Annotated in this window: 23 protein-coding genes; 17 read left to right on the top strand and 6 right to left on the bottom strand. The window is 67.9% G+C overall.

Annotated features, from left to right (window positions below):
• Positions 1-146 precede the first annotated feature (146 nt).
• The 3 genes from TFU_RS11940 to nucS all read right to left on the bottom strand — a co-directional run bounded on the left by TFU_RS11940 (position 147) and on the right by nucS (position 3,429).
• Positions 147-1,691 (bottom strand): M20/M25/M40 family metallo-hydrolase, encoded by a 1,545-nt coding sequence (locus TFU_RS11940; RefSeq protein ID WP_049754971.1) that lies wholly within the window; start codon positions 1,689-1,691, stop codon positions 147-149.
• 280 nt (positions 1,692-1,971) lie between these two features.
• Positions 1,972-2,631: a DUF1707 SHOCT-like domain-containing protein gene (locus TFU_RS11935; RefSeq protein WP_011292825.1), complete on the bottom strand. Its 660-nt coding sequence runs from the start codon at positions 2,629-2,631 to the stop codon at positions 1,972-1,974.
• A 117-nt stretch (positions 2,632-2,748) separates the two neighbouring features.
• Complete coding sequence (gene nucS, locus TFU_RS11930; RefSeq protein WP_016189118.1) at positions 2,749-3,429, bottom strand: endonuclease NucS; 681 nt, start codon at positions 3,427-3,429, stop codon at positions 2,749-2,751.
• Between the two features lie 219 nt (positions 3,430-3,648).
• On the opposite strand from nucS, the gene TFU_RS11925 reads away from it, so the two are divergent.
• From TFU_RS11925 to TFU_RS11910, 4 genes are all read left to right on the top strand, one after another.
• A complete protein-coding gene (locus tag TFU_RS11925; protein ID WP_011292823.1) occupies positions 3,649-4,035 on the top strand; it encodes an SCO5389 family protein in 387 nt (128 codons plus the stop codon).
• 86 nt (positions 4,036-4,121) lie between these two features.
• Entirely contained in the window at positions 4,122-5,318 is a 1,197-nt protein-coding gene (locus TFU_RS11920) for a 3-hydroxyacyl-CoA dehydrogenase (protein ID WP_011292822.1), read from the top strand.
• Positions 5,319-5,427: 109 nt separating this feature from the next.
• On the top strand, positions 5,428-5,757 hold the full coding sequence (locus tag TFU_RS11915) for a hypothetical protein (RefSeq protein WP_011292821.1): 330 nt from the start codon (positions 5,428-5,430) through the stop codon (positions 5,755-5,757).
• A gap of 29 nt (positions 5,758-5,786) precedes the next feature.
• Entirely contained in the window at positions 5,787-6,521 is a 735-nt protein-coding gene (locus TFU_RS11910; protein ID WP_011292820.1) for an alpha/beta hydrolase, read from the top strand.
• A 105-nt stretch (positions 6,522-6,626) separates the two neighbouring features.
• Here the strand turns inward: TFU_RS11910 and TFU_RS11905 are convergent, their stop codons facing one another.
• Together TFU_RS11905 and mce are read right to left on the bottom strand one after the other, a co-directional pair.
• Positions 6,627-7,910 carry a DivIVA domain-containing protein gene (locus TFU_RS11905; protein WP_011292819.1) on the bottom strand — a complete coding sequence of 428 codons (1,284 nt, stop codon included), beginning with the start codon at positions 7,908-7,910 and terminating at the stop codon, positions 6,627-6,629.
• Between the two features lie 435 nt (positions 7,911-8,345).
• Complete coding sequence (gene mce, locus TFU_RS11900) at positions 8,346-8,789, bottom strand: methylmalonyl-CoA epimerase (protein ID WP_011292818.1); 444 nt, start codon at positions 8,787-8,789, stop codon at positions 8,346-8,348.
• An 85-nt stretch (positions 8,790-8,874) separates the two neighbouring features.
• On the opposite strand from mce, the gene TFU_RS11895 reads away from it, so the two are divergent.
• The 7 genes from TFU_RS11895 (at position 8,875) to TFU_RS11865 (ending at position 15,038) form a co-directional block, all read left to right on the top strand.
• Positions 8,875-10,062 carry an acetyl-CoA C-acetyltransferase gene (locus TFU_RS11895; protein ID WP_011292817.1) on the top strand — a complete coding sequence of 396 codons (1,188 nt, stop codon included), beginning with the start codon at positions 8,875-8,877 and terminating at the stop codon, positions 10,060-10,062.
• A 97-nt stretch (positions 10,063-10,159) separates the two neighbouring features.
• Positions 10,160-10,672: a MarR family winged helix-turn-helix transcriptional regulator gene (locus tag TFU_RS11890; protein ID WP_016189113.1), complete on the top strand. Its 513-nt coding sequence runs from the start codon at positions 10,160-10,162 to the stop codon at positions 10,670-10,672.
• A 67-nt stretch (positions 10,673-10,739) separates the two neighbouring features.
• Positions 10,740-11,669 (top strand): tetratricopeptide repeat protein, encoded by a 930-nt coding sequence (locus TFU_RS11885; RefSeq protein ID WP_011292815.1) that lies wholly within the window; start codon positions 10,740-10,742, stop codon positions 11,667-11,669.
• A 101-nt stretch (positions 11,670-11,770) separates the two neighbouring features.
• The gene (locus TFU_RS11880; RefSeq protein WP_011292814.1) at positions 11,771-12,493 is read left to right on the top strand and encodes an AAA family ATPase; all 723 of its coding nucleotides are present in this window, start codon (positions 11,771-11,773) and stop codon (positions 12,491-12,493) included.
• Positions 12,494-12,657: 164 nt separating this feature from the next.
• On the top strand, positions 12,658-14,070 hold the full coding sequence (locus TFU_RS11875) for an NAD-dependent malic enzyme (protein WP_011292813.1): 1,413 nt from the start codon (positions 12,658-12,660) through the stop codon (positions 14,068-14,070).
• A gap of 88 nt (positions 14,071-14,158) precedes the next feature.
• Positions 14,159-14,743: a YqgE/AlgH family protein gene (locus tag TFU_RS11870; protein ID WP_016189112.1), complete on the top strand. Its 585-nt coding sequence runs from the start codon at positions 14,159-14,161 to the stop codon at positions 14,741-14,743.
• A gap of 52 nt (positions 14,744-14,795) precedes the next feature.
• Positions 14,796-15,038 (top strand): DUF3039 domain-containing protein, encoded by a 243-nt coding sequence (locus tag TFU_RS11865; protein ID WP_011292811.1) that lies wholly within the window; start codon positions 14,796-14,798, stop codon positions 15,036-15,038.
• Positions 15,039-15,165: 127 nt separating this feature from the next.
• Here TFU_RS11865 and TFU_RS11860 read toward each other — a convergent pair whose 3' ends face one another.
• The gene (locus TFU_RS11860; RefSeq protein ID WP_011292810.1) at positions 15,166-15,954 is read right to left on the bottom strand and encodes a hypothetical protein; all 789 of its coding nucleotides are present in this window, start codon (positions 15,952-15,954) and stop codon (positions 15,166-15,168) included.
• Positions 15,955-16,184: 230 nt separating this feature from the next.
• Between TFU_RS11860 and TFU_RS11855 the strand changes: the two genes are divergently transcribed.
• From TFU_RS11855 to TFU_RS11830, 6 genes are all read left to right on the top strand, one after another.
• Positions 16,185-17,252, top strand: a complete 1,068-nt coding sequence (locus tag TFU_RS11855) for a heme/hemin ABC transporter substrate-binding protein (protein ID WP_011292809.1) — start codon at positions 16,185-16,187, stop codon at positions 17,250-17,252.
• Entirely contained in the window at positions 17,249-18,352 is a 1,104-nt protein-coding gene (locus TFU_RS11850) for a FecCD family ABC transporter permease (RefSeq protein ID WP_011292808.1), read from the top strand. Before TFU_RS11855 ends, TFU_RS11850 begins: the two co-directional genes overlap by 4 nt.
• Complete coding sequence (locus TFU_RS11845; protein ID WP_011292807.1) at positions 18,349-19,203, top strand: heme ABC transporter ATP-binding protein; 855 nt, start codon at positions 18,349-18,351, stop codon at positions 19,201-19,203. The genes TFU_RS11850 and TFU_RS11845 overlap by 4 nt, the downstream gene beginning before the upstream one ends.
• Positions 19,204-19,242: 39 nt before the next feature.
• Positions 19,243-20,031, top strand: a complete 789-nt coding sequence (locus TFU_RS11840; RefSeq protein WP_011292806.1) for a class E sortase — start codon at positions 19,243-19,245, stop codon at positions 20,029-20,031.
• A 5-nt stretch (positions 20,032-20,036) separates the two neighbouring features.
• On the top strand, positions 20,037-20,240 hold the full coding sequence (locus TFU_RS11835; RefSeq protein ID WP_011292805.1) for a hypothetical protein: 204 nt from the start codon (positions 20,037-20,039) through the stop codon (positions 20,238-20,240).
• A 117-nt stretch (positions 20,241-20,357) separates the two neighbouring features.
• Positions 20,358-22,067: a DEAD/DEAH box helicase gene (locus tag TFU_RS11830; RefSeq protein ID WP_011292804.1), complete on the top strand. Its 1,710-nt coding sequence runs from the start codon at positions 20,358-20,360 to the stop codon at positions 22,065-22,067.
• Positions 22,068-22,083 lie beyond the last annotated feature (16 nt).

Genomic DNA, 22,083 nt, shown 5'->3' with positions numbered 1-22,083 from the left:
TCACCCTAGCCACCAGGCTTTCCGGCACGGCGGCGCGGGGACGAGTGGACACCGGCCGCCCCGGTCGTTCCTGTCTGGAACGGATACGGCCCGGGGCCCGCCGTGGCAGGCCCCGGGTGGTGTTCAGCCAGTGGGGGAGGTGCGGGTCAGCGCTCCCACCGGTCGCCGCAGCGGTCGAAGGAGGGCTCGGCCAGGGTCCGGGCACGCAGCGGCGCCACTCCGTTCACCGGCAGGGTGCTGTCGGCGAAGACTTCGACCGCGTAGGCGGCGCCGTCGGAGAGTTCGTCGATGCTCGCCCAGTTGATGTGGGCGAGGGTGTCGTCGGCAGTGTGGTAGTAGGGGTCGAACTGCTCCCCAGCGGTACCGCCGTAGCGGGCAGCCTGTTCCGCGGTCTTGGTGCCGTCCGCGCCGCTGAACAAGCCACCGGACGGGATTCCGGCCAGCATGAACGCCCGGTAGTCGGAGCGACCGCTGAACTCGGTGGGCTCTGCGGCCAGGCCGCGGGCGGTGAAGTAGTCTTCGAACACTTTCTGGATCGCCGCTGACCCTGAGGGTGCAGGGACAGAGCCGGGCAGTTCATTGCGGCCGTCGTAGATGAGCCGGGCATAGTTGCTGGACCCCAGCATGTCGAAGTTCAGGTAGAGCGCGATCCGTTCGCGTTCTTTCTCGGAGAGCCGCTCCACATACGAGGTGGAGCCGATGAGCCCGGATTCTTCGCTGCCCCAGAAGGCGAAGCGCACCTTGTTGCGGGGGGTGCCGAGCCGGTTCAACTGTTTGGCGATTTCCAGGACCGTGGCGACCCCGCTGCCGTTGTCGTTCGTTCCCGGCCCTTCGGCCACGCTGTCGAGGTGGGCGCCGACCACCACCACGTTGTTCCGGTCGCCGCCCCGGGTTTCCGCGATGAGGTTGTAGGAGTGGGCCTCCTCCACGCTCGCGTCGACTTTGAGGTGCAGTTCGAGGCCGTCCCCTGCGGCGAGGAGTGCTTCACCGACCTCGGTGGAGGCGCCGACAACCGGGATCGCGGCGGGGTTGCTCACCGTCCCGTTGATGGGGCCGGTGTCGTTGGGGGTGTCCCCGTGGTTGAAGATCACCGCACCGACGGCTCCGGCGTCGGCGGCGCGGGCCGCCTTCTCTTCGAAGGTGCAGGTCCCTCGTTTGAGGATGGCGATCGCTCCGGCGGGGAAGTCGGCGAAGTCCGCGTCCTCGCAGCCGCTGTCGGCTCCGGTGGCATCCACGGGGACGGCGGGCGCGGTCACGTCTCCAGCACCCGAGTAGGCCATGCTCAGGAAGTCGTCGCCGGGGGTGAACTCCCGGTGTTGGGGTGCGGTCTGGGTGAGGACCGGGTCGCTGTGCTCCACCCACTGCTTAAACGAGTAGTGGTCGCGGGTGACCGTGTAACCGGCGCGGCGTAGCTGGTCGGTGACGTACTGTGCAGTCACGTCGTAGCCGGGGGTGCCGGTGGCCCGGTTTCCGCCGTTGTAGGCGGCGATGGTCTCCAGGTTCTGCAGGTGGGTGCGGATGGCGTCGACCGTGACCAGGTCAGGCAGTTCCGCGTCGGCGACAGGGATCGGGAATGCAGCGGCGGGAGGGCAGAGGCTCAGCGCCGCGAGCGTGGTAGCGGCGGCGATGAGGGACAGGCGCGATCTGGTGCGTCTGTGCACAGGGGGGCTGGGTGGTGTAGACACGCTCATCCTCCTGACGGGCGCCTATCCCCGGGGTGGTGGGATAGGCGCAGAAAGTAAGCAGTGACGGATGCAGCTTGTCACTGAATGAGGACGGTGAGCAAGGGGCATTCCGGTGTCGCGTAGAAAAGCGCTGGTCGCGCTGTCGAATCCCGACGGGAAGCGGACTGGGTGCCGGAGAGGGCGGATCCGCGTGCGGGGCGCGGCGGTGCGAGGCTGTCCGCAGCCGCCTGCGGTCACGACGGGGCGGCTGCGGTGTCAGACCTTGGCGGAAGCAGGAAAGGGCTGTTCAGTCGTCGCGGTCAGAGCCTTTTTCCTTTTTCTGGTGTTTGCGGCGTTTGCGGACTACTTCGACGGCGCCCATCAGCGCTACCCCGACGATCCGCACCACCGGGGCTCCCGGTTCCAGGACGCTGGCGGGGGCACCGCCTTTGGCTTCGTAGGCCCCCATGATCCCTACACCGTTGACCCGGACTTCGATGTCGTCGGGGACGATGATCTGGACCGCGCCCATGAGTGCGTTGGCGACGATCGTGGTGTGCGGGGAGGTGAACCGGGCTTCCCGCAGGTCCAGTTCGACTCCACCCATCACTGCCAGCGCCTGGTAGGTGCGGGCAACAGTCCACTGACCGCTCCGTTCCGCCGCCCCCATGAGTGCGAAGGAGAAGATGCCGTCCGGGTTGGTGGTGACGACACGCTCCCGTCCGTAGACCGGGCGAGGCGAGCGGAAGGAGAGGTCGGGCGACTCGGAGGTCTCCGGCAGGTCGCGGAGGAGCGGGGCGAGGTCGCCGAGCGTTTTGGCGCGGTAGACCGCATCGAGCCGTTCGGAGTGCTCGTCGGGGGTAAGCCGCCCTTCAGCCAGTGCCTCGCGCAGCCGCGCCGCGGCCCGGTCGCGGTCGGCGTCAGAGGCGCGAAGGTCACCTCGGTCGGGCAGGGAAGAGTCGCTCATAGCGGAGAGCTTAGTTCCCCGCTGGACGGGGCGGATCCGTGTTCCGCTCAGGGAACGCCCTGATTTTCCCCCGGGTTCTCCGGGCGGCCCAGCGGGACCGCCCGGAGACGGTCGCGGCTAGAACAGCCGCATCTCGTCGGGTTCGATCCCGCGGAGCGCGTCGTAGTCCAGGGTGACACAGGTGATGCCACGGTCAGCGGCGAGGACCCGGGCCTGAGGCCGGATTTCCTGGGCGGCGAAGATGCCGCGCACCGGGCGGAGCGTAGGGTCGCGGTTGAGGAGTTCGAGGTAGCGGGTCAACTGTTCGACCCCGTCGATCTCGCCGCGCCGTTTGATCTCCACCGCGACGGTCGTGCCGTTGCCGTCGCGGCACAGGATGTCCACTGGCCCGATCGCGGTGGGGTATTCGCGGCGGATCAGGGTGTAGCCCTCGCCGAGGGTCGTGATGTGTTCGGCGAGGAGTTCTTGGAGGTGGGCCTCGACTCCGTCTTTCTGCAGGCCGGGGTCTACGCCGAGCTCGTGGGTGCTGTCGTGGAGGATCTCCTCGATGGTCAGCACGAGCTTCTCCCCCGACTTGGCGTGGGTGACCGTCCACACGGTGGGGTTGCCGTCCTCGCCGGGCTGCTCCCGCAGGGTGCACGGGGGGTTCATCCAGTTCAGGGGTTTGTAAGCGCGGTCGTCGGCGTGGATGGACACCGACCCGTCTGCCTTTATGAGGATCAGGCGGGGCGCCATAGGCAGGTGGGCGGTGAGCCTGCCGACGTAGTCAACACTGCAACGGGCGATAACGAGACGCACGAAGAGCACGCTACCGGTTCTGCGGGATCGAGTGGCGCGGGATGCCCCAACCGGGTTGATAATGAAAACCATTTTCAATTACGGTAAGCAAGGTCTCACTCCGCTGCCGCATGACGCTCGGAGAAACGAGACCTAACGTCGCACTGGGGGAGCGGAACGTGAGCAGAGCAGGACGCTCCGCCGCAGCACCACCCCCGGACCTGTCAGAAAGGGGACACCATGTCGCTCACGGTCTCACCCGAACTCCTCGACAAGGCCCGCCGCGGCCCGGTCACCGACGACGAGTTCATCGCCTGCATCCGGGAGTCACTCCCCTACGCCTGGGACGTCATCACCCGGCTCGCCGAGCAGATCGCCACCGACCGCCTCGACTACGCGGCCAACGAAGTCCCGCCGCCAGGCGAAAAAGAACGCGGGCAACTCCTGCGGCTGCTCGCCAGCGACGCGATGCGCGGCGCCGTCCAACGGCACTTCGGACTGCGCCTGGCCTTCCAGAACTGCCACAAAGTCGCCCTGTTCCGCCCCGACGCGGAAACCGCCTACCAGGACTTCATCACGCCCCGTGCCCAACTCCTCAACCAGTCGCCGGAACTGGTCGACTGCTGAGCCGCGCCCCGCATCGGTACCCGGGCCTCCCGTGAACCGGGGAGGCCCGGCGAACAGCGGAAACCGCCCCGTCTAGGGTGGTGGCCATGGTGGAGGAAATCAACAAGGTTGGAGTGGTCGGGCTCGGCACGATGGGCGCCGGCATCGTCGAAGTGTTCGCCCGTGCGGGCTTCACCGTCACCGGGGTCGAAATCGACGACGCCGCCCTGGAACGCGGCCGGACACACCTGGAGAAATCCCTGGCCAAAGCCGTCGCCAAAGGCAAACTCACTGAAGACGAGCAACGCGCCATCCTCGGACGCGTCACATTCACCACATCCCGCGACGACCTCGCCGACGCGCACCTCGCTGTGGAGGCAGTCCCGGAGCGCCTCGACATCAAACGCTCTGTCTTTGCAGACCTGGACCGCATCCTGCCGCCCGCCGCGATCCTGGCGACCAACACGTCCTCGCTGTCCGTCACCGAAATCGCCGCACTCACCAGCCGCCCAGGAAAAGTCATCGGGCTGCACTTCTTCAACCCTGCACCGGTGATGCGGCTCGTCGAAATCGTCACCACGGTCGTCACCGAACCCCACGTGCGCGAGACAGCGACCCAGGTCGTCACCCGGCTGGGCAAGACCCCGGTAGCGGTCGGCGACCGGGCCGGGTTTGTGGCCAACGCGCTGCTCGTGCCGTACCTCAACCACGCCGTCGCCGTCTATGAGCAGGGCCTGGCCACCCGGGAGCAGATCGACGCCGCCATCACCAGCGCGGCAGGATTCCCCATGGGGCCGCTCACCTTGATGGATCTCGTCGGCCTGGACGTGCTCCTCGACGTCATGGACGTCCTGTGGGACGAATTCCGCCGCCCCCGCTACGCGGCGGCCCCGCTGCTGCGCCGCATGGTGGCCGCGGGCCTGCTCGGCCGCAAGAGCGGACGCGGATTCTACGACTACTCCGGCGCCGACAACCCCGCGGAACCGGAGCCGACCGCACCGCTGGCCCAGCTCGTCGGTGACGGCCCAGGGCAGATCAGCCTCGCCGACCTCCTGCTGGTCCCGCACCTCAACGACGCGGCCCGCATGATCGGCGACGGGTACGCTACCGCCGACGACGTGGACACCGCGATGCGGCTGGGCTGCGGCTACCCCAAGGGTCTCGCCGCCATGCTCGACGAACGCGGCGTGAAGAACGTCACCGAGACCTTGGCGGAGCTGGCCGCGGCAGGACTCTTCACCGATGACACCGCTCCGCTGCTCACCATGCTGGCCAAGCAAGGGAAGGACACGCTCCGGTCCTGACCGGCCGCACCCCGGGACGGCCCGCGGGAAAGCCCTCGGCGACCACAGCCGGGCTTTGCCCGGCCGTCCCGCCGCTCCTGCCCACGCCGGACCTCTTAAGCTGTCACATGTGAGTCCGCGCCGTAACAGACCCCGTCGCAGAAAAAAGAACGACCGGACCCGCGACGACGAGTCCGCACTGATCAACCGCATCACCGGCGGAGAGCGATACGAGAGCGGCCCTGACGGGGAGTGGGCGGTCCGCCGGATCAGCGGCTCAGCCGCGGTCAAGACCTACCGCTGCCCGGGCTGCGCCCAGCAGATACCGCCGGGCATGCCGCACGTGGTGGCGTGGGCTGCGTTCGGTGACGGGGAGGACCGCCGACACTGGCACAGTTCCTGCTGGGAGCGGCGCACCCACCGGACAGTCCGCTACTCCCGGCACTATCCAGGACTTTAGACTCCAGGCACACCCACTGGTGAGGAACTATGGAGATCCGTGCGAGCACCGTGCTCCCCGCCCGGCGGCGCCCCATCACCCTGCACACCGCGGACGGGCTGGCGCTCGTCGGCGAACTCGCCCTTCCCCAGGACAACGACCCGGTAGCGACCATCATCTTCCTTCACCCCCTCCCCACCGCCGAGGGGATGATGGACAGTCACGTGATCCGCAAAGCGTCCTACCGGCTGCCCGCCCTCGCCGACATCGCGGTACTGCGGTTCAACACTCGAGGCACCACCTCCCGGCACGGCACTAGTGAAGGAGAGTTCGGCGACGGGGAGGCCGAACGCTACGACGTTGCCGCGGCCATCGAATTCACCGAGTTCGAAGACCTGCCCGAACCTTGGCTGGTGGGCTGGTCGTTCGGCACCGAACTCGCCCTCAAATGGGGGCACGACCCCGCCGTGCAAGGAGCGATCCTGCTGTCCCCGCCCCTGCACCGCGCTACCGACGCCGACTTGGACGCCTGGGCGGAGTTCGGCCGTCCCCTGGTCGCGCTTGTCCCGGAATACGACGACTACCTGCGCCCCGACGAGGCGCGTAAGCGCTTCGCCCGCGTGCCGCACGCCGAGGTGATCGGCGTCCCCAACGCCAGGCACCTGTGGGTGGGGGAGCCGTACGTGCGCATTGTGCTCAACGAGATCGTCAAACGGGTCGCCCCCCAGGCGTACCCCCTGCCCACCGAATGGGACGGCCCCTACGAGAAAGACACCCTGCTTTAGCCACGGACCGCGCCGCATCCGGGGGTCGACACCGCACAAACGTCAGGGCCCGGTCCAGCGGACCGGGCCCCAACTACTGCAGGCTGCTCGCGCTACCCGCGAAGACTACTCCTGCCACCAGTCCTCGTCCTCGGCGCTGCCCTTGCTGCTCGACGCAGCAACCGGTTGCTTCTGACCGGACTCCTGGCCGTTGTTCGACTCGATCGCTGCGGGCTCCGGGGCGGGGGGAGCAGGAGCGGGGAAGGCGCCACCGCCGCCACCCAGCAGCTGCCGCAGCTGCTGCAGGTGCGACTGGATGCTGTCGCGCTGGCGGGTCAGCTCGTCGACCTCCTGGCGGGCCTTGGTCAGAATCCGCTCGGCCTCGGCCTTGGCGTCGCTGACCATGTGCTGGGCCTTGGACTTGGCCTCCGAGGTAATCTGCTCGGCCTGCTTCTTCGCGTTGGCCACCACCTGCTTGGCGTGCTGCTCCGCATCGCGGCGGGTCTGCTCGGCCTGCGCGCTGGCCTTGGCGGCCCGCTGCTCGGCGCTCGCGGCCCGCTCTTCAGCCTCGGCGACCAGCTTCTGCGTGGCGGCCTGTGCAGCGGCCAGCCGCTCGGCGTCCTGCCGCTCGGCTTCCTCCCGGCGGGCAGCAAGCTGGATCTCGAACTCGGCTTCTTCCTGGGCGCGCCGGGCTTCGCTCTCCTCCAGGGCCCGCTGCGCCTGCGACCGCATCTCGTCGGCCTGGCGCTTCGCGGCCTGGATCATCTCGTCCCGCTCCCGCTTGGCAGCGGCACGGGCCTGGGCGCACTCCCGCTCGGTCGTGGTGCGCAGCTTGGCGATCTCACCCTCGAAGGTGGCGCGCTTCTCCGCGATCTCGTGGTCCACGGCGGCGCGCTTCTTCTGGACTTCGCGCTCCGTGGCGGCGGTCAGCTCGTCGGCTTCGCGCTGCGCAGAGGTGCGGATCTCTTCCGCCTCCCGCTCGGCGGACTGACGCAGCTCGTCGGCTTCGCGCTGCGCGGTGGTACGCAGCTCGGTGGCTTCGTTCTCGGCCGCGGCGCGCATCTCAGCGGCCTCCACCTTGGCGGCCACCTTGATGTCGTTAGCCTTGGCCCGAGCGTCCTGCACGAGCTCCGTGGCCTGCTCCTCGGCCAGACGCAGCAACTGCTCGATGCGGGCACCGAGACCGGAATAGGTGGGCCGCTCCTGCTCCTGGAGCTGGCGCTTCGCTTCAGCTAGCTCCTTGCGAAGCTTCTCAGCCTCTTCACGGGCCTGGCGGCCTTCCTGACGGAGTTGAGCGAGATACTCGTTGACCTGGGTACGGTCGTAGCCGCGCAGGACAATGTCGAACTCCGTCTCCGGGTTGTTTTCATCGAAAAAATTACTGAGCTGGGCGTCAATATCGGACGACATGTGGCGGAATCCTGAACAGGTGACGAGACGGCTACATTACGGACGGATGTCTTCGTTTCGGCGAGGCGAACGTCGCAGCGTTCGGCTGGAGCCGTGTCTGCGCTGCCTGGCGCGAAGATAGCTCTCCGGACCGGAGCCTACTCCGCGACAGCGGATAGTGCGGTGAGTTCACCGCAATGCTATGGGATTGTGTTGATTGTCTAACGAACTGGCGTTTTGTGCCCACCAGAAAACGAAGACATGGACCGCCTGGGTTGGAACAGCACCCGCCGACGATGAAAAGGCGGCTAGGAGACTTTATCAAGTCATGACGCTCACGGGAGGTGGTTTGGGAGAGAACCGAAGTTTTTGGTCACTCCGTGCATGCTTGAGTATCCACCCAGTTCCGGAGGGTGATTGTTCTCGCGGAACCGGGTGGCTGTTTTTCACCGCCGGTTACTCTGCCGACGGAGCACCGTCCGTCCGCGCCTGAACCAATTCAGTGAGCACCCCGCCACAGTCTTTCGGGTGCAAGAAAGTGATCAACGATCCCATCGAGCCGTTGCGCGGAGTTTCGTAGAGTACACGGACACCGCGTTCCCGGACCGTCGCAGCGGCCTCCGCCACGTCCGCGGTGCCGAACGCGATGTGGTGCACGCCCTCCCCGTGGCGCTCCAGGAACTTCGCGACCGGAGAGTCGTCGCAGATCGGCTCCAGGAGCTGCAGGTAGCTCGCCCCGCCGTCGTCCGTCCCGTTGATCCGCAGCATCGCCTCCCGGACCCCCTGCTCTTCGTTGACCTCCTCGTGGGTCACCTCAAAGCCGTAGGTCTCCCGGTAGAAGCGGATGGCTTCGTCGAGATTCCGGCAGGCGATACCGATGTGGTCGATGCGAGTGAACAACGTCCTACCTCCCTCAGCCCGTTGGGCGCGGCTGTCTGTATCGTGACAGACCAGGTGAGGGACGGAACAAGGAGGGCTGGGACACATGCCTGGATCGGTCATTGTCGGCGGCGCACGCACCCCCATCGGAAAGCTCCTCGGAGCACTCTCCGGTTTCGCCGCCGTGGACCTGGGGGCGATAGCGATCAAAGCTGCCCTGCAGCGGGCAGGGATCTCCGGTGACCAGGTGGACTACGTCATCATGGGCCAGGTCCTGCAGGCCGGCCAGGGGCAGATCCCCTCACGGCAGGCCTCCGTCAAAGCCGGAATCCCCATGAGCGTGCCTTCGCTCACCATCAACAAAGTCTGCCTCTCCGGCCTCGACGCGATCGCCTTGGCTGATCAGCTCATTACCGCCGGGGAATTCGACGTGGTCGTGGCCGGCGGAATGGAATCCATGACGAATGCCCCGCACGTCCTCCCCAAAGCCCGCCACGGCTACAAGTACGGCTCCATCGAGGTCCTCGACGCCACCGCCCACGACGCCCTGACCGACGCTTTCGACCACGTGTCCATGGGCCTGTCCACGGAGCGGTACAACGCCCGCCACGGCATGACCCGGGAAGAGCAGGACGCGTTCGCGGCGCGCTCCCACCAGCGGGCCGCCGCCGCTATCGAAGCGGGACTGTTCAAAGACGAGATCGTCCCCGTCGAAGTACCGCGGCGGAAAGGCGACCCCACGATCGTCGACACCGACGAAGGGGTGCGCCCCGACACCACTGTGGAAGCCCTGGCCCGGCTGCGCCCCGCGTTCGACCCGGACGGCACGATCACCGCTGGATCCTCCTCCCAGATCTCCGATGGCGCGTGCGCGGTCGTGGTGATGAGCCGGACGAAAGCAGAAGAGCTGGGATGCGAGATCCTCGCGGAGATCCAGGCGCACGGCAACGTCGCAGGCCCGGACAACTCCCTGCACTGCCAGCCGGCGAACGCGATCAAGCACGCGCTGGCCAAAGCGGGACGGGATGTCGCTGACCTCGACCTCGTCGAGATCAACGAGGCGTTCGCCAGCGTGGCCATCCAGTCCATGCGCGAGCTGGGCGTCAGCGAGGACATCGTCAACGTCAACGGCGGAGCGATCGCGCTAGGCCACCCGGTCGGCATGTCGGGGGCACGGATCGTGCTGCACCTCGTCCACGAGCTGCGCCGCCGCGGCGGTGGACTGGGTGCCGCAGGCCTGTGCGGCGGCGGCGGGCAGGGCGACGCCCTCCTGCTGTCGGTGCCCGCCTCCTGACGGCTCCTGCCGCTGCCCGGACTGCCCCGCGCTTCCGGGCAGCGGCCTCGCAGCACCCCTGCCAGGGCGCAGCACGGGGGTCGCTAGAGTGTCCCGTGTGGGAAACCCGCTGAACCTCCCGTTCGACCCGATCGAGCGCGCACACGACAACTGGGCTGCCCGCTGGGGGAAGTCCCCAGCCATGGCGGCTGTGACCTCGATCATGCGAGCACAGCAGCTTCTCCTCGGACAGCTTGATGCTGTGCTGAAGCCGTACGAACTGACCTTCGCCCGCTACGAAGCGCTGGTTCTTCTCACGTTCAGCTCCACTGGCGCGCTGCCGCTCGGCAAGATCGGCGAGCGGCTCATGGTGCATCCCACCAGTGTCACCAACACCATCGACCGCCTGGAGCGCCAGGGGTTCGTCCGGCGCCGACCCAATCCCCGCGACGGGCGCGGCACTCTCGCCGAGATCACCGACGCCGGCCGCGAGGTCGTGGAACGGGCCACCCGCGACCTGCTCGACATGGAGTTCGGCCTGGGCTGCTACAGCGACGAAGAGCTGTGGGAGATCTACACCGTTTTCCGGAAACTGCGGGTGAACTACGGAGACTTCCGCGCTGAAAGTTAGGTACGGCACGCACCGGTAACGGGGGCGAGATTCACCGCGGTCGGCACGGATACGGCAGGATGGAGGTATGCAGCCTTCGGAATTCTCCACGTACGGCGCGGTCGATCTCGGCGCGCGCAAAGCGGCCCTTGAACGTGAGGCTCAACGACAGGCCGCGGCGGAGGCGGGGAACACCAATCCTTACGCCGTGGACGTCACCGAGGAGAACTTCCAGCGCGAGGTCCTGGAACGGTCCCTCCAGGTTCCTGTTGTGCTGGTGCTCCTGGCGGGGTGGTCAGGAGAGTCCAAACAGACCGAGCAGGCGCTGGACAAACTGGTTGCCGAATCCCAGGGGCAGTGGCTGCTGGCGAAGATCGACACCGGGGTCAGCCCGCAGTTGACCCAGGCCCTGCGTGCCCAGGCGGTGCCCGCACTCTACCTCGCCCTGGGCGGCCAGATTCAGCCGATCGCGGTGGGGGCGATCAACGAGAACCAGGCGCGTGACCTGCTCACCCAAGTCTTTTCCGCGTTGCGGCAACAGGGGGTGCTGCCGCAGAACTTCACCGGTGTCGGCCCAGCCCAGCCCGCAGAGCAGCAGCCCAAGCACAACCCTGTGCAGGCGAAGGCCGCTGAGGCAGTGCAGCGCGGCGACTTCGCCGCGGCAGAGGCCGCCTACACCGAGGCGTTGGAAAAAGACCCGCGCAACGCGGACTACACGATGGGCCTCGCCCAGGTGCGACTGCTGGCCCGGGTGCGTGACCTCGACGTCAAAAAGGTCCGCCAGCAGGCGGCCGACAATCCCACTGACGTGGCAGCCCAGTGCGCGGTCGCCGACCTCGACATGTACGCCGGAAACGTCGAGGACGCTTTCGACCGGCTGGTGGCAACCGTCCGCCGGACCAGTGACGACGATCGGGACCGGGCGCGCAAGCACCTGCTCGGCCTGTTCGAGATGCTTCCGGCAGGAGACCCGAGGGTTGCCAAGGCGCGGCGCAATCTGACGTCCGCGCTCTTTTAAACCACGCCCGGCCCGGATTCCGGGGACCGGTGCTACGGTCCCCGGCTAAGCAGCCTTCCACGGGGTAAAAACCCCATAAATCCAATGGAAGGCGGTCTGCGATGGCTCCCGTGGTGACGATCTCCGCGACCTACGGTGCCGCGGGAAGTGTGATCGGACCCGCGGTAGCGGAACGGCTGGGTGTCCCTTTCCTGGACCGGGCGATCCCTGAGGAGGTCGCGGAACGGCTGGGTTGTCCCCTGGCGGAGGCTCTCGAATACGACGACCGCGCCCCGGTCGGCCTGGAACGGCTCCTGGTCAGCGCGGCACGGTTCCCCAGTGTCACCTTCAGCGGCGTTGACCCGGTCCTGCTGGGTCCCACCACCGCCGAAGGCAAAGTCCTCTACGACCAGGAGTTCGTGGCGCACACGGAACGGGTGATCACGGCGGTCGGGCAGAGCGGCGGGGTGATTCTCGGCCGGGCCGGAGCGCTGGTCCTCGCCGACCATCCCACTGCGCTCCACGTCCGGCTCGACGGGCCCAGGGAGCGGCGGCTCCGGCAAGCGGTCGCACTGCGCGAGGCGGCACGGTTCGAAGCACTCCACCGGGGAGAAGCGGACCCCGGACCGTGGCGTCCCCCTACACTGCGCGACCTCGACGCCAACGACCGGGCGCGCAGCGCCTATGTCCGGCGCTTCTATCGGACCGACCCTGCTGACCCCAAGCACTACCAGGTGGTCTTGGACACGACGGTGATCGCGCACTCGACGTGTGTCGATATCATCGAACGTCTGGCACGAGAGCGCGCGGAAGCACACCGAGGCCGAACGGACACTCCTGTCTGATCCGGCGCCCGCACCACGCTCATCCGGATCCCACGCCAGTCCTCCGTCCCGCGTGCTCGCCTCCCGCCTCGGCCAGTGGTCGCTGCAGCCCTCCGCACGGGCCGATCCCCCCTGGTAGCGACCTGTCCGCACGGTCGACCCTGAGACACAACGAGGAGTTTCCCGTGGCCAGCCTTCCCAGCGTCTCGTATTCGATCACGGTCCGTCTGGAGATCGACGGACGCGCTAGCGCTGTGAGCAGCCTCACCAATGCCGTGGAACGTGTGGGCGGTGCCGTCACCGCGCTCGACGTGAACTCCTCTGGGCGCGAGCGGCTGCGTATCGACGTCACCTGCGCGGCCCGCGACACCAACCACGCCCAGGCGATCGTCGAAGCCTTGGACGCGGTCGAGGGCGTCACCGTCCACAAGGTCAGCGACCGCACGTTCCTCATGCACCTGGGCGGCAAGATCGAGATGCGGTCGAAGGTGCCGCTGCGCAACCGCGACGAGCTCTCCATGGCCTACACCCCCGGGGTGGCCCGGGTCTCCGCGGCAATCGCGGCCAACCCGGAGGATGCCCGACGCCTCACCGTCAAACGCAACAGCGTGGCCGTGGTCACCGACGGTTCAGCGGTGCTCGGCCTGGGCAATATCGGCCCCGAAGCGGCACTGCCGGTCATGGAAGGCAAAGCAGCCCTATTCAAACGGTTCGCCGACATCGATGCCTGGCCGATCGCTTTGGACACCCAGGACACCGATGAGATCGTGCGCGCCGTGCAGCTCATCGCTCCGGGGTTCGGCGGTATCAACCTGGAAGATATTTCTGCTCCCCGCTGCTTTGAAGTAGAGGCCCGGCTGCGGGAGCTGCTGGACATCCCGGTGTTCCACGACGACCAGCACGGCACCGCGATCGTGGTGCTGGCCGCGCTCAAGAACGCGCTGCGCGTGGTCGGCAAGGAGCTCGGCAGTGTGCGCATCGCGATGTCGGGCGCTGGTGCGGCAGGGACCGCGATCCTCAAACTGCTGCTCCACGCCGGAGCGAAAGACGTGGTCGTCTGCGACGTCCACGGCGCTGTCCACCAGGGGCGGGGCGACCTCGACGCCAACCTGCGGTGGATCGCCGAGCACACCAACCCGGACGGCTATGCGGGCGACCTGGCGGGCGCGGTGCGCGGAGCCGACGTCTTCATCGGGGTGTCGGCGCCCAACCTGCTCTCCGGGGAGGAGATCGCGGAGATGAACGAGGACGCGATCATCTTCGCGCTAGCCAACCCGGAGCCGGAGGTGGACCCGGAGATCGCTGCCCTGCACGCCGCCGTCGTCGCTACCGGGCGCAGCGACTACCCCAACCAGATCAACAACGTGCTGGTCTTCCCCGGGTTCTTCCGCGGCCTGCTGGACGCGCAGAGCCACCGGGTGACCCCGGACATGATGCTGGCTGCCGCGAGTGCGCTCGCTGCGGTGGTCACCGAAGAAGAATTGAGCCCGCACTACATCATCCCCAGCGTCTTCCACCCGGGACTGGCGCAGCGGGTGGCGGAAGCGGTCCGCGAAGTAGCGCTCCGGGAGGGCGGCGTGGAAAGACACGAGAACTAGAGCACAACTGCACGAATCAGGGCATTGTTGAGCAGACAGTGCCCAACAGTGCGTGAGGTAGCGAACGGGGCCGGGTATGGAAGCACACATGGATCGGCTGAGTCTGACCGGGGCGCTGCTCGTTGCCACTCCGCTCCTGGAGGACCCGAACTTCTACCGCTCCGTGGTTTTTGTGATCGACGACACCCCGGATGAGGGGACGCTCGGGGTGATCCTCAACCGTCCTTCCGAACTAGGGGTGGGCGAGGTTCTCGCGGAGTGGGGGGAGCACGTCAGCCAACCGGCGGTGATGTTCGCGGGAGGCCCGGTCGGTCAGGATGCTGGTCTGGCCTTGGCGGTACCGGACGACGGGCAGCGTCCCCTCGGGTGGAAGTCGCTGGACGCGATGGACGCGAAGACGTGGCCGAACGGGTTGGGCACGGTGGATTTGGACACCCCGCCGCAGCTCGTCGCTGACGCGCTGCGCCAGATGCGGGTTTTCGCCGGATACGCGGGGTGGAGCGCCGGTCAGCTCCGAGCCGAGATTGACCAGGGAGCCTGGTATGTTCTCCCAGCGACCGTTGATGACGTGTTCTGCGCCGATCCCCGGGGACTGTGGTCGCGGGTGCTGCGGCGCCAGGGCGGGGAGCTCGCTTTCGTGGCCACCTTCCCCCACGACCCGACACTGAACTGATCGGCCGCGCACCCGATACCGTGGACAGAGACCGAGGAGGTGTGAGGACACGATGACCATGGACGTGATGACCAAGGTCATTCCGGAAAGCGAGACTCGCCCGGATATCTCGCACGACGGCGGCGACCGCGAGCGGTTCGCCCACTACGTGCAGAAGGACAAGATTACCGAGAGCGCGGTGACCGGCATGCCGGTGATTGCGCTGTGCGGCAAAGTGTGGGTGCCCAACCGGGACCCGAAGAAGTTCCCGGTCTGCCCCGAGTGCCAGAAGATCTACGACGAGATGCTGTCCTGAGGTGGCAGCGGGGCGCCCGCAGAGCAGCGTTCCATCACTGAAGAAAGACCCATGAGGCCCGCGTGTGCGGGCCTCATGCGTATGCCCCGATACCGGTGGGGTGCGGGATGCGGACCAGCGGGTCCGGCTACCGGGAGCTGTTGCCGCCTTCCAGGCGCAGGCGTCGGGCGCGGAGGAGCGCGGCCACTCCCGCCCCGGTCACCGCGAGCGCACCGAGGACGAACGGGGCGAAGTCGATTCCGGTGGTCGGCAGGGTGCCGTCCTTACCGCCGCTGCTCGTTCCGCCTCCGCCCGCGGCCGGGGTGCCGCCGTTGTTCGTCGTACCGACGGTCTGCCCGTCACCGGCGCCGTCGCCGGAGCCTGAGCCGCTGCCGGTGTCGTCCTGGCCGGCGAAGGTCACCGGGACGAACACGTCCTGGCTGCGGTCCGAGGAACGCGTGTGGTCGTTGCGGGTCACGACGGCGCACTGCACGCCTTCCGCCAGGCAGTCGGTGAACTCGTCCTTGGCCTTGACAGTCAGCTGGACGGTGAACGACCCGTTCTTGCCTTCACCCTCGTAGGGCTGGGCGAGCCCCTGACCGTAGGGGGGAGGGTTGGACGAGATCCACACGGAGGAGCCGCTCTCCCCGCTCATGTCGACGCCGCCGATGCAGGGGCCGGGCGGGGTGGTGGCGTTGGCGTTGGAGATGTCGCAGAAGGAGACGTAGATGCCCTTGGAGGTGTCGTATCCCCTCCCGGTCACAGTGACCTGCTCGCCGTCGGGGTTGAGCCCCGAGGTTTTCGAGACCGTCAAACTCGGCCCGCCGCTCGGGGCAGCGGGGACGGCCCAGGCAGCAGAGCCGGTCAGGACCGCGAGCGGCGCCACCAGGCCGACAAGGGCGGCAGCGCTCAGAAATCTCCTGACGATGGTGAACATGGGGGCGGGTTCTCCGTTCCTGACGAAACGTGACCCTACGGTGCGGAGGATCGAGGGCACCGGGGGCGCGTCAATATGCTTAGGCTAACCTAAAAGTCCTGATCGGCTCTGATAGTGCACCACCAGGGCACGGGGTTGTCAAGATTGTGACGACAGGTCGTCATTATCACGCTCACGGTGACGACCAGCGCATTCATCGACCCGCGGCCCTTCCAGTCGATGGGACTCCCATGCCATCTCACCCCTCTCCCCAACACCGGATGCGCCGGATCCTGAAACACAGCGCGGTGCTCCTGCTCACCCTCCTCGCCGCGCTCACGGCCTGCTCGGCACCCGCCAGCGACGACGACTCCATACCGTCACTCGAAGAAAACCGACTGCAACCCCTGGAAGGCGAAGCACACCCTTCGCTCCCTGTCACCGTGGACTCGGTCGTCCCGGTGGCGAACCGCACCGCCGACACCCCGCTCACCTACGAGCAGGTCGAAGTCACCGACGTCAGCCGGATCCTGCCGCTCAACGGCGGTGTCGCCGAGATCATCTACACCCTGGGCCTGGGCGACAACGTCATAGGCCGGGACTCCACCGCCACCTTCGCGGAAGCCGAAGACCTGCCCGTGGTCACCCAAGGGCACGACATCTCCGTCGAAGGCGTGCTCTCGTTGAACCCCACGCTGGTCATCGCGGACACCTGGACCGGCCCCTACGAAGCGATCGAGCAGTTGCGCGACAGCGGGGTGACCCTGGTCATCCTCGACGAAGTGTGGTCCCTGGACGGGATGTACACCCGCATCACCGAAGTCGCCGAAATGCTGGGTGTTCCGGAGCGGGGAGAACAGCTCGTCCAACGGGTCCAAGACCAGATGGCTGAAGTCCGGGACAGCCTGCCGGAGTCCCTCCGCGGCTCCCGCGTCGCCTTCCTCTACCTGCGCGGCAGCGCCGGCGTCTACCTGCTGGGCGGCCCCGGATCAGGCGCCGACGCGCTCGTTGCCGAACTCGGCCTCGAAGACGCGGGCACCGCGATCGGCCTGGACCGGGCGTTCACCCCGATCACCAGCGAAGCCCTCATCGACGCCCAGCCCGACATCCTGCTCGTCATGACCGGAGGACTGAAGTCGGTCGGCGGAATCGACGGTCTGCTGAAGATCCCCGGCATCTCCCAGACCCCCGCGGGCAAGGAGCGGCGCGTCCTCGCCTACGAAGACGGCCTCCTGCTCGGCTTCGGGCCCCGCACCCCGCAGGTGCTCAAAGCCATGGCCGAGGACCTCATCGCCATGCACGAAGGGGAGGCCCAATGACCCTCGCCGCCAAGCAGGCGGACCCGCTCCCCGCTTCCCGCCCCGACAGCACCCAGGTCCGCCGCGCCACCGTGCTGCGCGGCACCGTCCTGCTGACCGTCCTCGCCATCGCCCTCGGCGCCGTGGCCCTCGTCGCCGCGGGCATCGGCGCCTACCACATTCCCCCGCTCGAAGTCGCCGGATCGGTCTTCCGCGGCCTGGGCCTCGACTGGGGTGAGGCCGCCGACCCGCTCGCCGACGAGGTGCTGTGGAACGTCCGCTTCCCCCGCGTCGTCCTCGCCATGATCGTCGGTTCTTCCCTGGCGCTCGCCGGGGCCATGATGCAGGGCATCTTCGGCAACCCGCTCGCCGAGCCCGGCGTCATCGGGGTCTCCTCAGGCGCCACCGTGGGCGCGGTCCTCATCATCGCGCTCGGCGCTTCCGCGCTGGGGTACTGGACGGTCATCGTCGCGTCCTTCCTCAGCGGGATGGTCACCACCGTGCTCGTCTACGTGCTGTCCCGCTCGGGGGGACGCACCGAGGTCGTCACCCTGCTGCTCACCGGGATCGCGGTCAACGCGGTCGCCGGGGCGCTCATCGGCGCCGCCACCTACTTCTCCGAAGACGCGGAACTGCGGTCGATCACCAACTGGCAGATGGGCAGCTTGGCCGCGGCCACCTGGTTCAAAGTGGCCGCCGCGCTGCCGCTGGCCGTGGCGGGGATCATCGCGGCACCGTTCTTCGCCCGCCGCCTCGACTTGCTCTCCCTCGGCGAAAGCCCGGCCCGCCACCTGGGCGTCGACGTAGAGCGGATGCGCCAGGCGCTGATCGTCGTCATCGCGATGCTCACCTCGTCTGCCGTGGCGTTCGCCGGGATCATCAGCTTCGTCGGCCTGGTCGTGCCCCACATGGTGCGGATGATCGCCGGGCCGGGGCACCGCGTACTGCTCCCAGCGAGCGTGCTGGGCGGCGCCCTCGTCCTCGTCGCCGCGGACCTGGTCGCCCGGGTCGCTGCCGCCCCCCAGGAGGTGCCTTTGGGCATCATCACCGCACTGGTCGGCGGCCCGTTCTTCTTCTGGCTGCTGTACCGGACCCGCGCCAGACAGGGAGGTTGGGCATGAAACGCATCCGGCAGACGATGCGCGCGGTCGTGCACGGCTCGGGCCTGCGGCGCCTCACCCCGCCGCAGCGGGTGACGAGCGGCACCGTGGTGCTGGGTGCCCGGCACCTCAGCAAGTCCTATGGCGCGCGGACCGTGCTGGACGACGTGAGCCTCGACGTGCGCACCGGGGAAGTGCTGGCCCTGGTCGGTCCGAACGGGGCAGGCAAGAGCACCCTGCTGTCCATCCTCACCGGGGATACTCCCCCTGACAGAGGCGAAGTCACTGTCCTGGACCGCCCCCTGGCCGCGTGGAGTCCGGCCGAACTCGCGCTGCGCCGCGCAGTCCTGCCGCAGAGCTTCACGGTCAGCTTCCCGTTCGACGTGGTCGACGTCGTGCACATGGGGCGGGCCCCGTGGGCCGCGGTCGACGTCGACGTCGACGACGACCGCGTCGTCGCGGACGCGATGGCGGCCACCGAGGTCACCGCGCTCGCCGCCCGCAAGTTCCCGTCCCTGTCCGGCGGGGAGAAGGCCCGGGTGATGCTCGCTCGGGTCCTGGCCCAGCAGACCCAGATCATGCTGTGGGACGAGCCCACGGCCGCGCTCGACATCCGCCACCAGGAGTCGGTGCTGCGCATCGCCCGCCAACGGGCCGCGCAGGGTGATGCGATCGTGGTTGTTCTCCACGATTTAGCGTTGGCAGCCGCCTACGCGGACCAAGTCGCGATACTCTCCCAAGGACAGATCGCGGCATACGGGCCTCCTGCTGAGGTCTTCACCGCGAAGCTTCTCAGCGACGTCTACTCATACGAAGTCGAGATCGTGTCGCATCCGCGCACCGGGGTTCCGCTGGTCCTGCCGGTCCGATGACCCTTTGCCGCGCGGAGCGACCCCGACGGGTTAGGACACATGGTTTCCACTTCCCGACGCCCCCCTAGTGACCGGCGCCGCCGTTCCGGCAGGGGTCGGAGGAGAGCTCCCGCTCCGCGCAGCCGCGTCACTATCGGCGATGTTGTGCGCGTCATCTTCCGCACCATCGGTGAACTCCTGTTCACGGCAGGCCTGATCATGCTGTTCTTCGCGGCCTTCCAGATCTGGGGCAAGCAGTTCCAGACCGATGCCGAGCAGGAGCGGCTGGAGCAGGCCATCGCCGAGGTGTGGGAGCAGGGGCCCGACTCTGAACCGCTGCCCGGATCAGCCAACAGCCGGCTCTACATCCCTAAGACCGACCAGAACTGGGTCGTGGTCAGCGGGGTCGGCCCGGAAGACATCAAGTACGGTCCGGGCTGGTATCCCGAATCCTGGACCCCGGAGGGAATGGTGCCCGCGGCCCGTGCCGGACAGCCCGGCAACTACGCGGTCGCCGGGCACCGGGTCGCCGCGGTCTTCTGGGACCTCGACAAGTTGGAGGAAGGCGACGAACTGGTCCTGGAGGACGCCGAGAACTTCTACACCTACCAGGTAGTGGAGAGCAAGGTTGTGCTGCCCAACGCGATCGAGGTGATCGCTCCAGACCCGTTCAACCCGGAGTCCACGGAGGAACCCGAGAAGGCCTATCTCACCCTCACCACCTGCCACCCCAAGCTGCAGAACTCGCATCGGCTGATCGTCCACGCCGAACTCGTTGACACCCGCCCCAAGGAACGGGGCATGCCCGACAACATCGCGCACATGGCGCCTGAGAACGAGGAGGGGTGAGCCACGTGTACGGTCTGATCTGGCGGCTCATTCCCGGACCCTGGGTGGTCAAGCTCGTGGTGTGCCTCGCGCTCATCGCGGGCGCGGCGGCGCTGCTGTGGTATGTCGTCTTTCCGTGGGCCGACCCCTATCTGCCGTTCAACGACGTGACCGTCGAGGGGGATGAATCGGTCTACGGGATGACACCCGAGCCGGACACGGACGGGTAGGCGCCGCCTGTTTCCAGGTGCCTGGGGTGGAGGTCGAGCCGGGCTCGGCCTCCACAGTGCTGTCGAGGGCGAACACCACCGATACCCTCGAGCCGTGATGATCAGGGGATGCGCACGATGACTCTGCTTCAGACGACCAGCACCGATGACCGGTTGCGCGGACTGCGTCACTGGCAGCGAGAGGCGTTCGAGGAGTACTTCCGGCGCGAGCCGCGGGACTTTCTGGCGGTGGCGACTCCCGGGGCGGGAAAGACCACGTTCGCTTTGACTCTGGCGAGCGAACTGCTCGCCCGGCACGTGGTCCGTTCGATCACCGTGGTGTGCCCCACCGAGCACCTGAAGAAGCAGTGGGCTGAGGCCGCGGCGCGGTTCAACATCCCCCTCGACCCGGACTTCAAGAACAGCCAGGGAGCGCTCGGCAAGCACTTCATCGGCGCGGCCGTCACCTATGCGCAGGTCGCGGCGCATCCGGCACTGCATCGCAACCGCACTGAGGCGCGGCGCACCCTGGTGATCTTCGACGAGATCCACCACGCGGGCGACTCGCTGTCGTGGGGGGAGGCCATCCGCGAGGCGTTCGACCCCGCGACCCGTCGGCTCTGCCTGACTGGCACCCCGTTCCGCTCCGACACCAACCCGATCCCGTTCGTCAGCTATGTGCAGGACCACACCGGGGTGCGCCGCTGCTCCTGGGACTACAACTACGGTTATGGGCCTGCGCTGGCCGACGGTGTGGTGCGCCCGGTCATCTTCCTGGCCTATTCGGGGGAGATGCGGTGGCGGACCAGGGCGGGGGAGGAGCTGGCGGCCCGGCTCGGGGAGGAGCTGACCCAGGACGCGCTCTCCCAGGCGTGGCGGGCGGCCCTGGACCCGAAAGGCGACTGGATCAAGCGAGTGCTGGCCGCGGCTGACCGGCGGCTCACCGAGGTGCGCAAGCACACCCCGGACGCGGGGGGCCTGGTGATCGCCAGCGACCACGAGAACGCCCGCGCCTATGCGCGCATCCTGCGGCAGATCACCGGTCGCGGCGCCACCGTGGTGCTGTCGGACGACCCCACCGCCAGCAGGAAGATCTCCCAGTTCGCCGAGTCGGACGACCGGTGGATGGTGGCGGTGAAGATGGTGTCGGAAGGGGTTGACGTCCCCCGGCTGATGGTCGGCGTCTACGCCACGTCCACGAGCACGCCGCTGTTCTTCGCCCAGGCGGTGGGACGTTTCGTGCGGGTGCGCCGCCGCGGTGAGATCGCTTCGGTGTTTCTCCCCTCCATCCCGGTCCTGCTGGAGTACGCCAGTGAGATGGAGCGGGAACGCGACCACGTCTTGGACAAGCCGATCCGGGAGGACGACGGGTTCGTCCCGGAGCAGGAGCTCATCAACGAGGCTCGCAAGAAGCGGGACACTCCCGACGCCGGGGATGAGCTGCCGTTCGAGACCATGGAGTCGGAAGCCGAGTTCGACCGGGCGCTCTACGACGGCGGCGAGATCGGCGGCGGCGAACCTGACGAGGAGGATTTCCTCGGCCTGCCAGGGCTGCTGGAACCCGACCAGGTGGCGGTGCTGCTGCGGAAGCGCCGCCAGGAGCGGGCGCGGACCGCACGGAGTGAACCGCAGCAGCGGGAGCGGCCCGAACACGAGGTGCTCGCCGAGCTGCGTCGGGAGCTCAACAGCCTGGTGGGGGCCTGGCACCATCGCACTGGCCAACCGCACGCCACGATCCACACGACGTTGCGTCGAGTGTGCGGCGGGCCCCCGGTGGCGCAGGCAACCGCGGAGCAACTGCGGCAGCGCATTGCAAAGCTGCGGGCGTGGGCTGTCGGGGCGGAGTGACTCTTGTCCCGCGGCC

It is taken from the genome of Thermobifida fusca YX (assembly GCF_000012405.1).
GTDB classification, from domain to species: domain Bacteria; phylum Actinomycetota; class Actinomycetes; order Streptosporangiales; family Streptosporangiaceae; genus Thermobifida; species Thermobifida fusca.
Note: the sequence above shows the minus strand (reverse complement) of the source record. Positions and strands in the feature narration are given on the sequence as shown.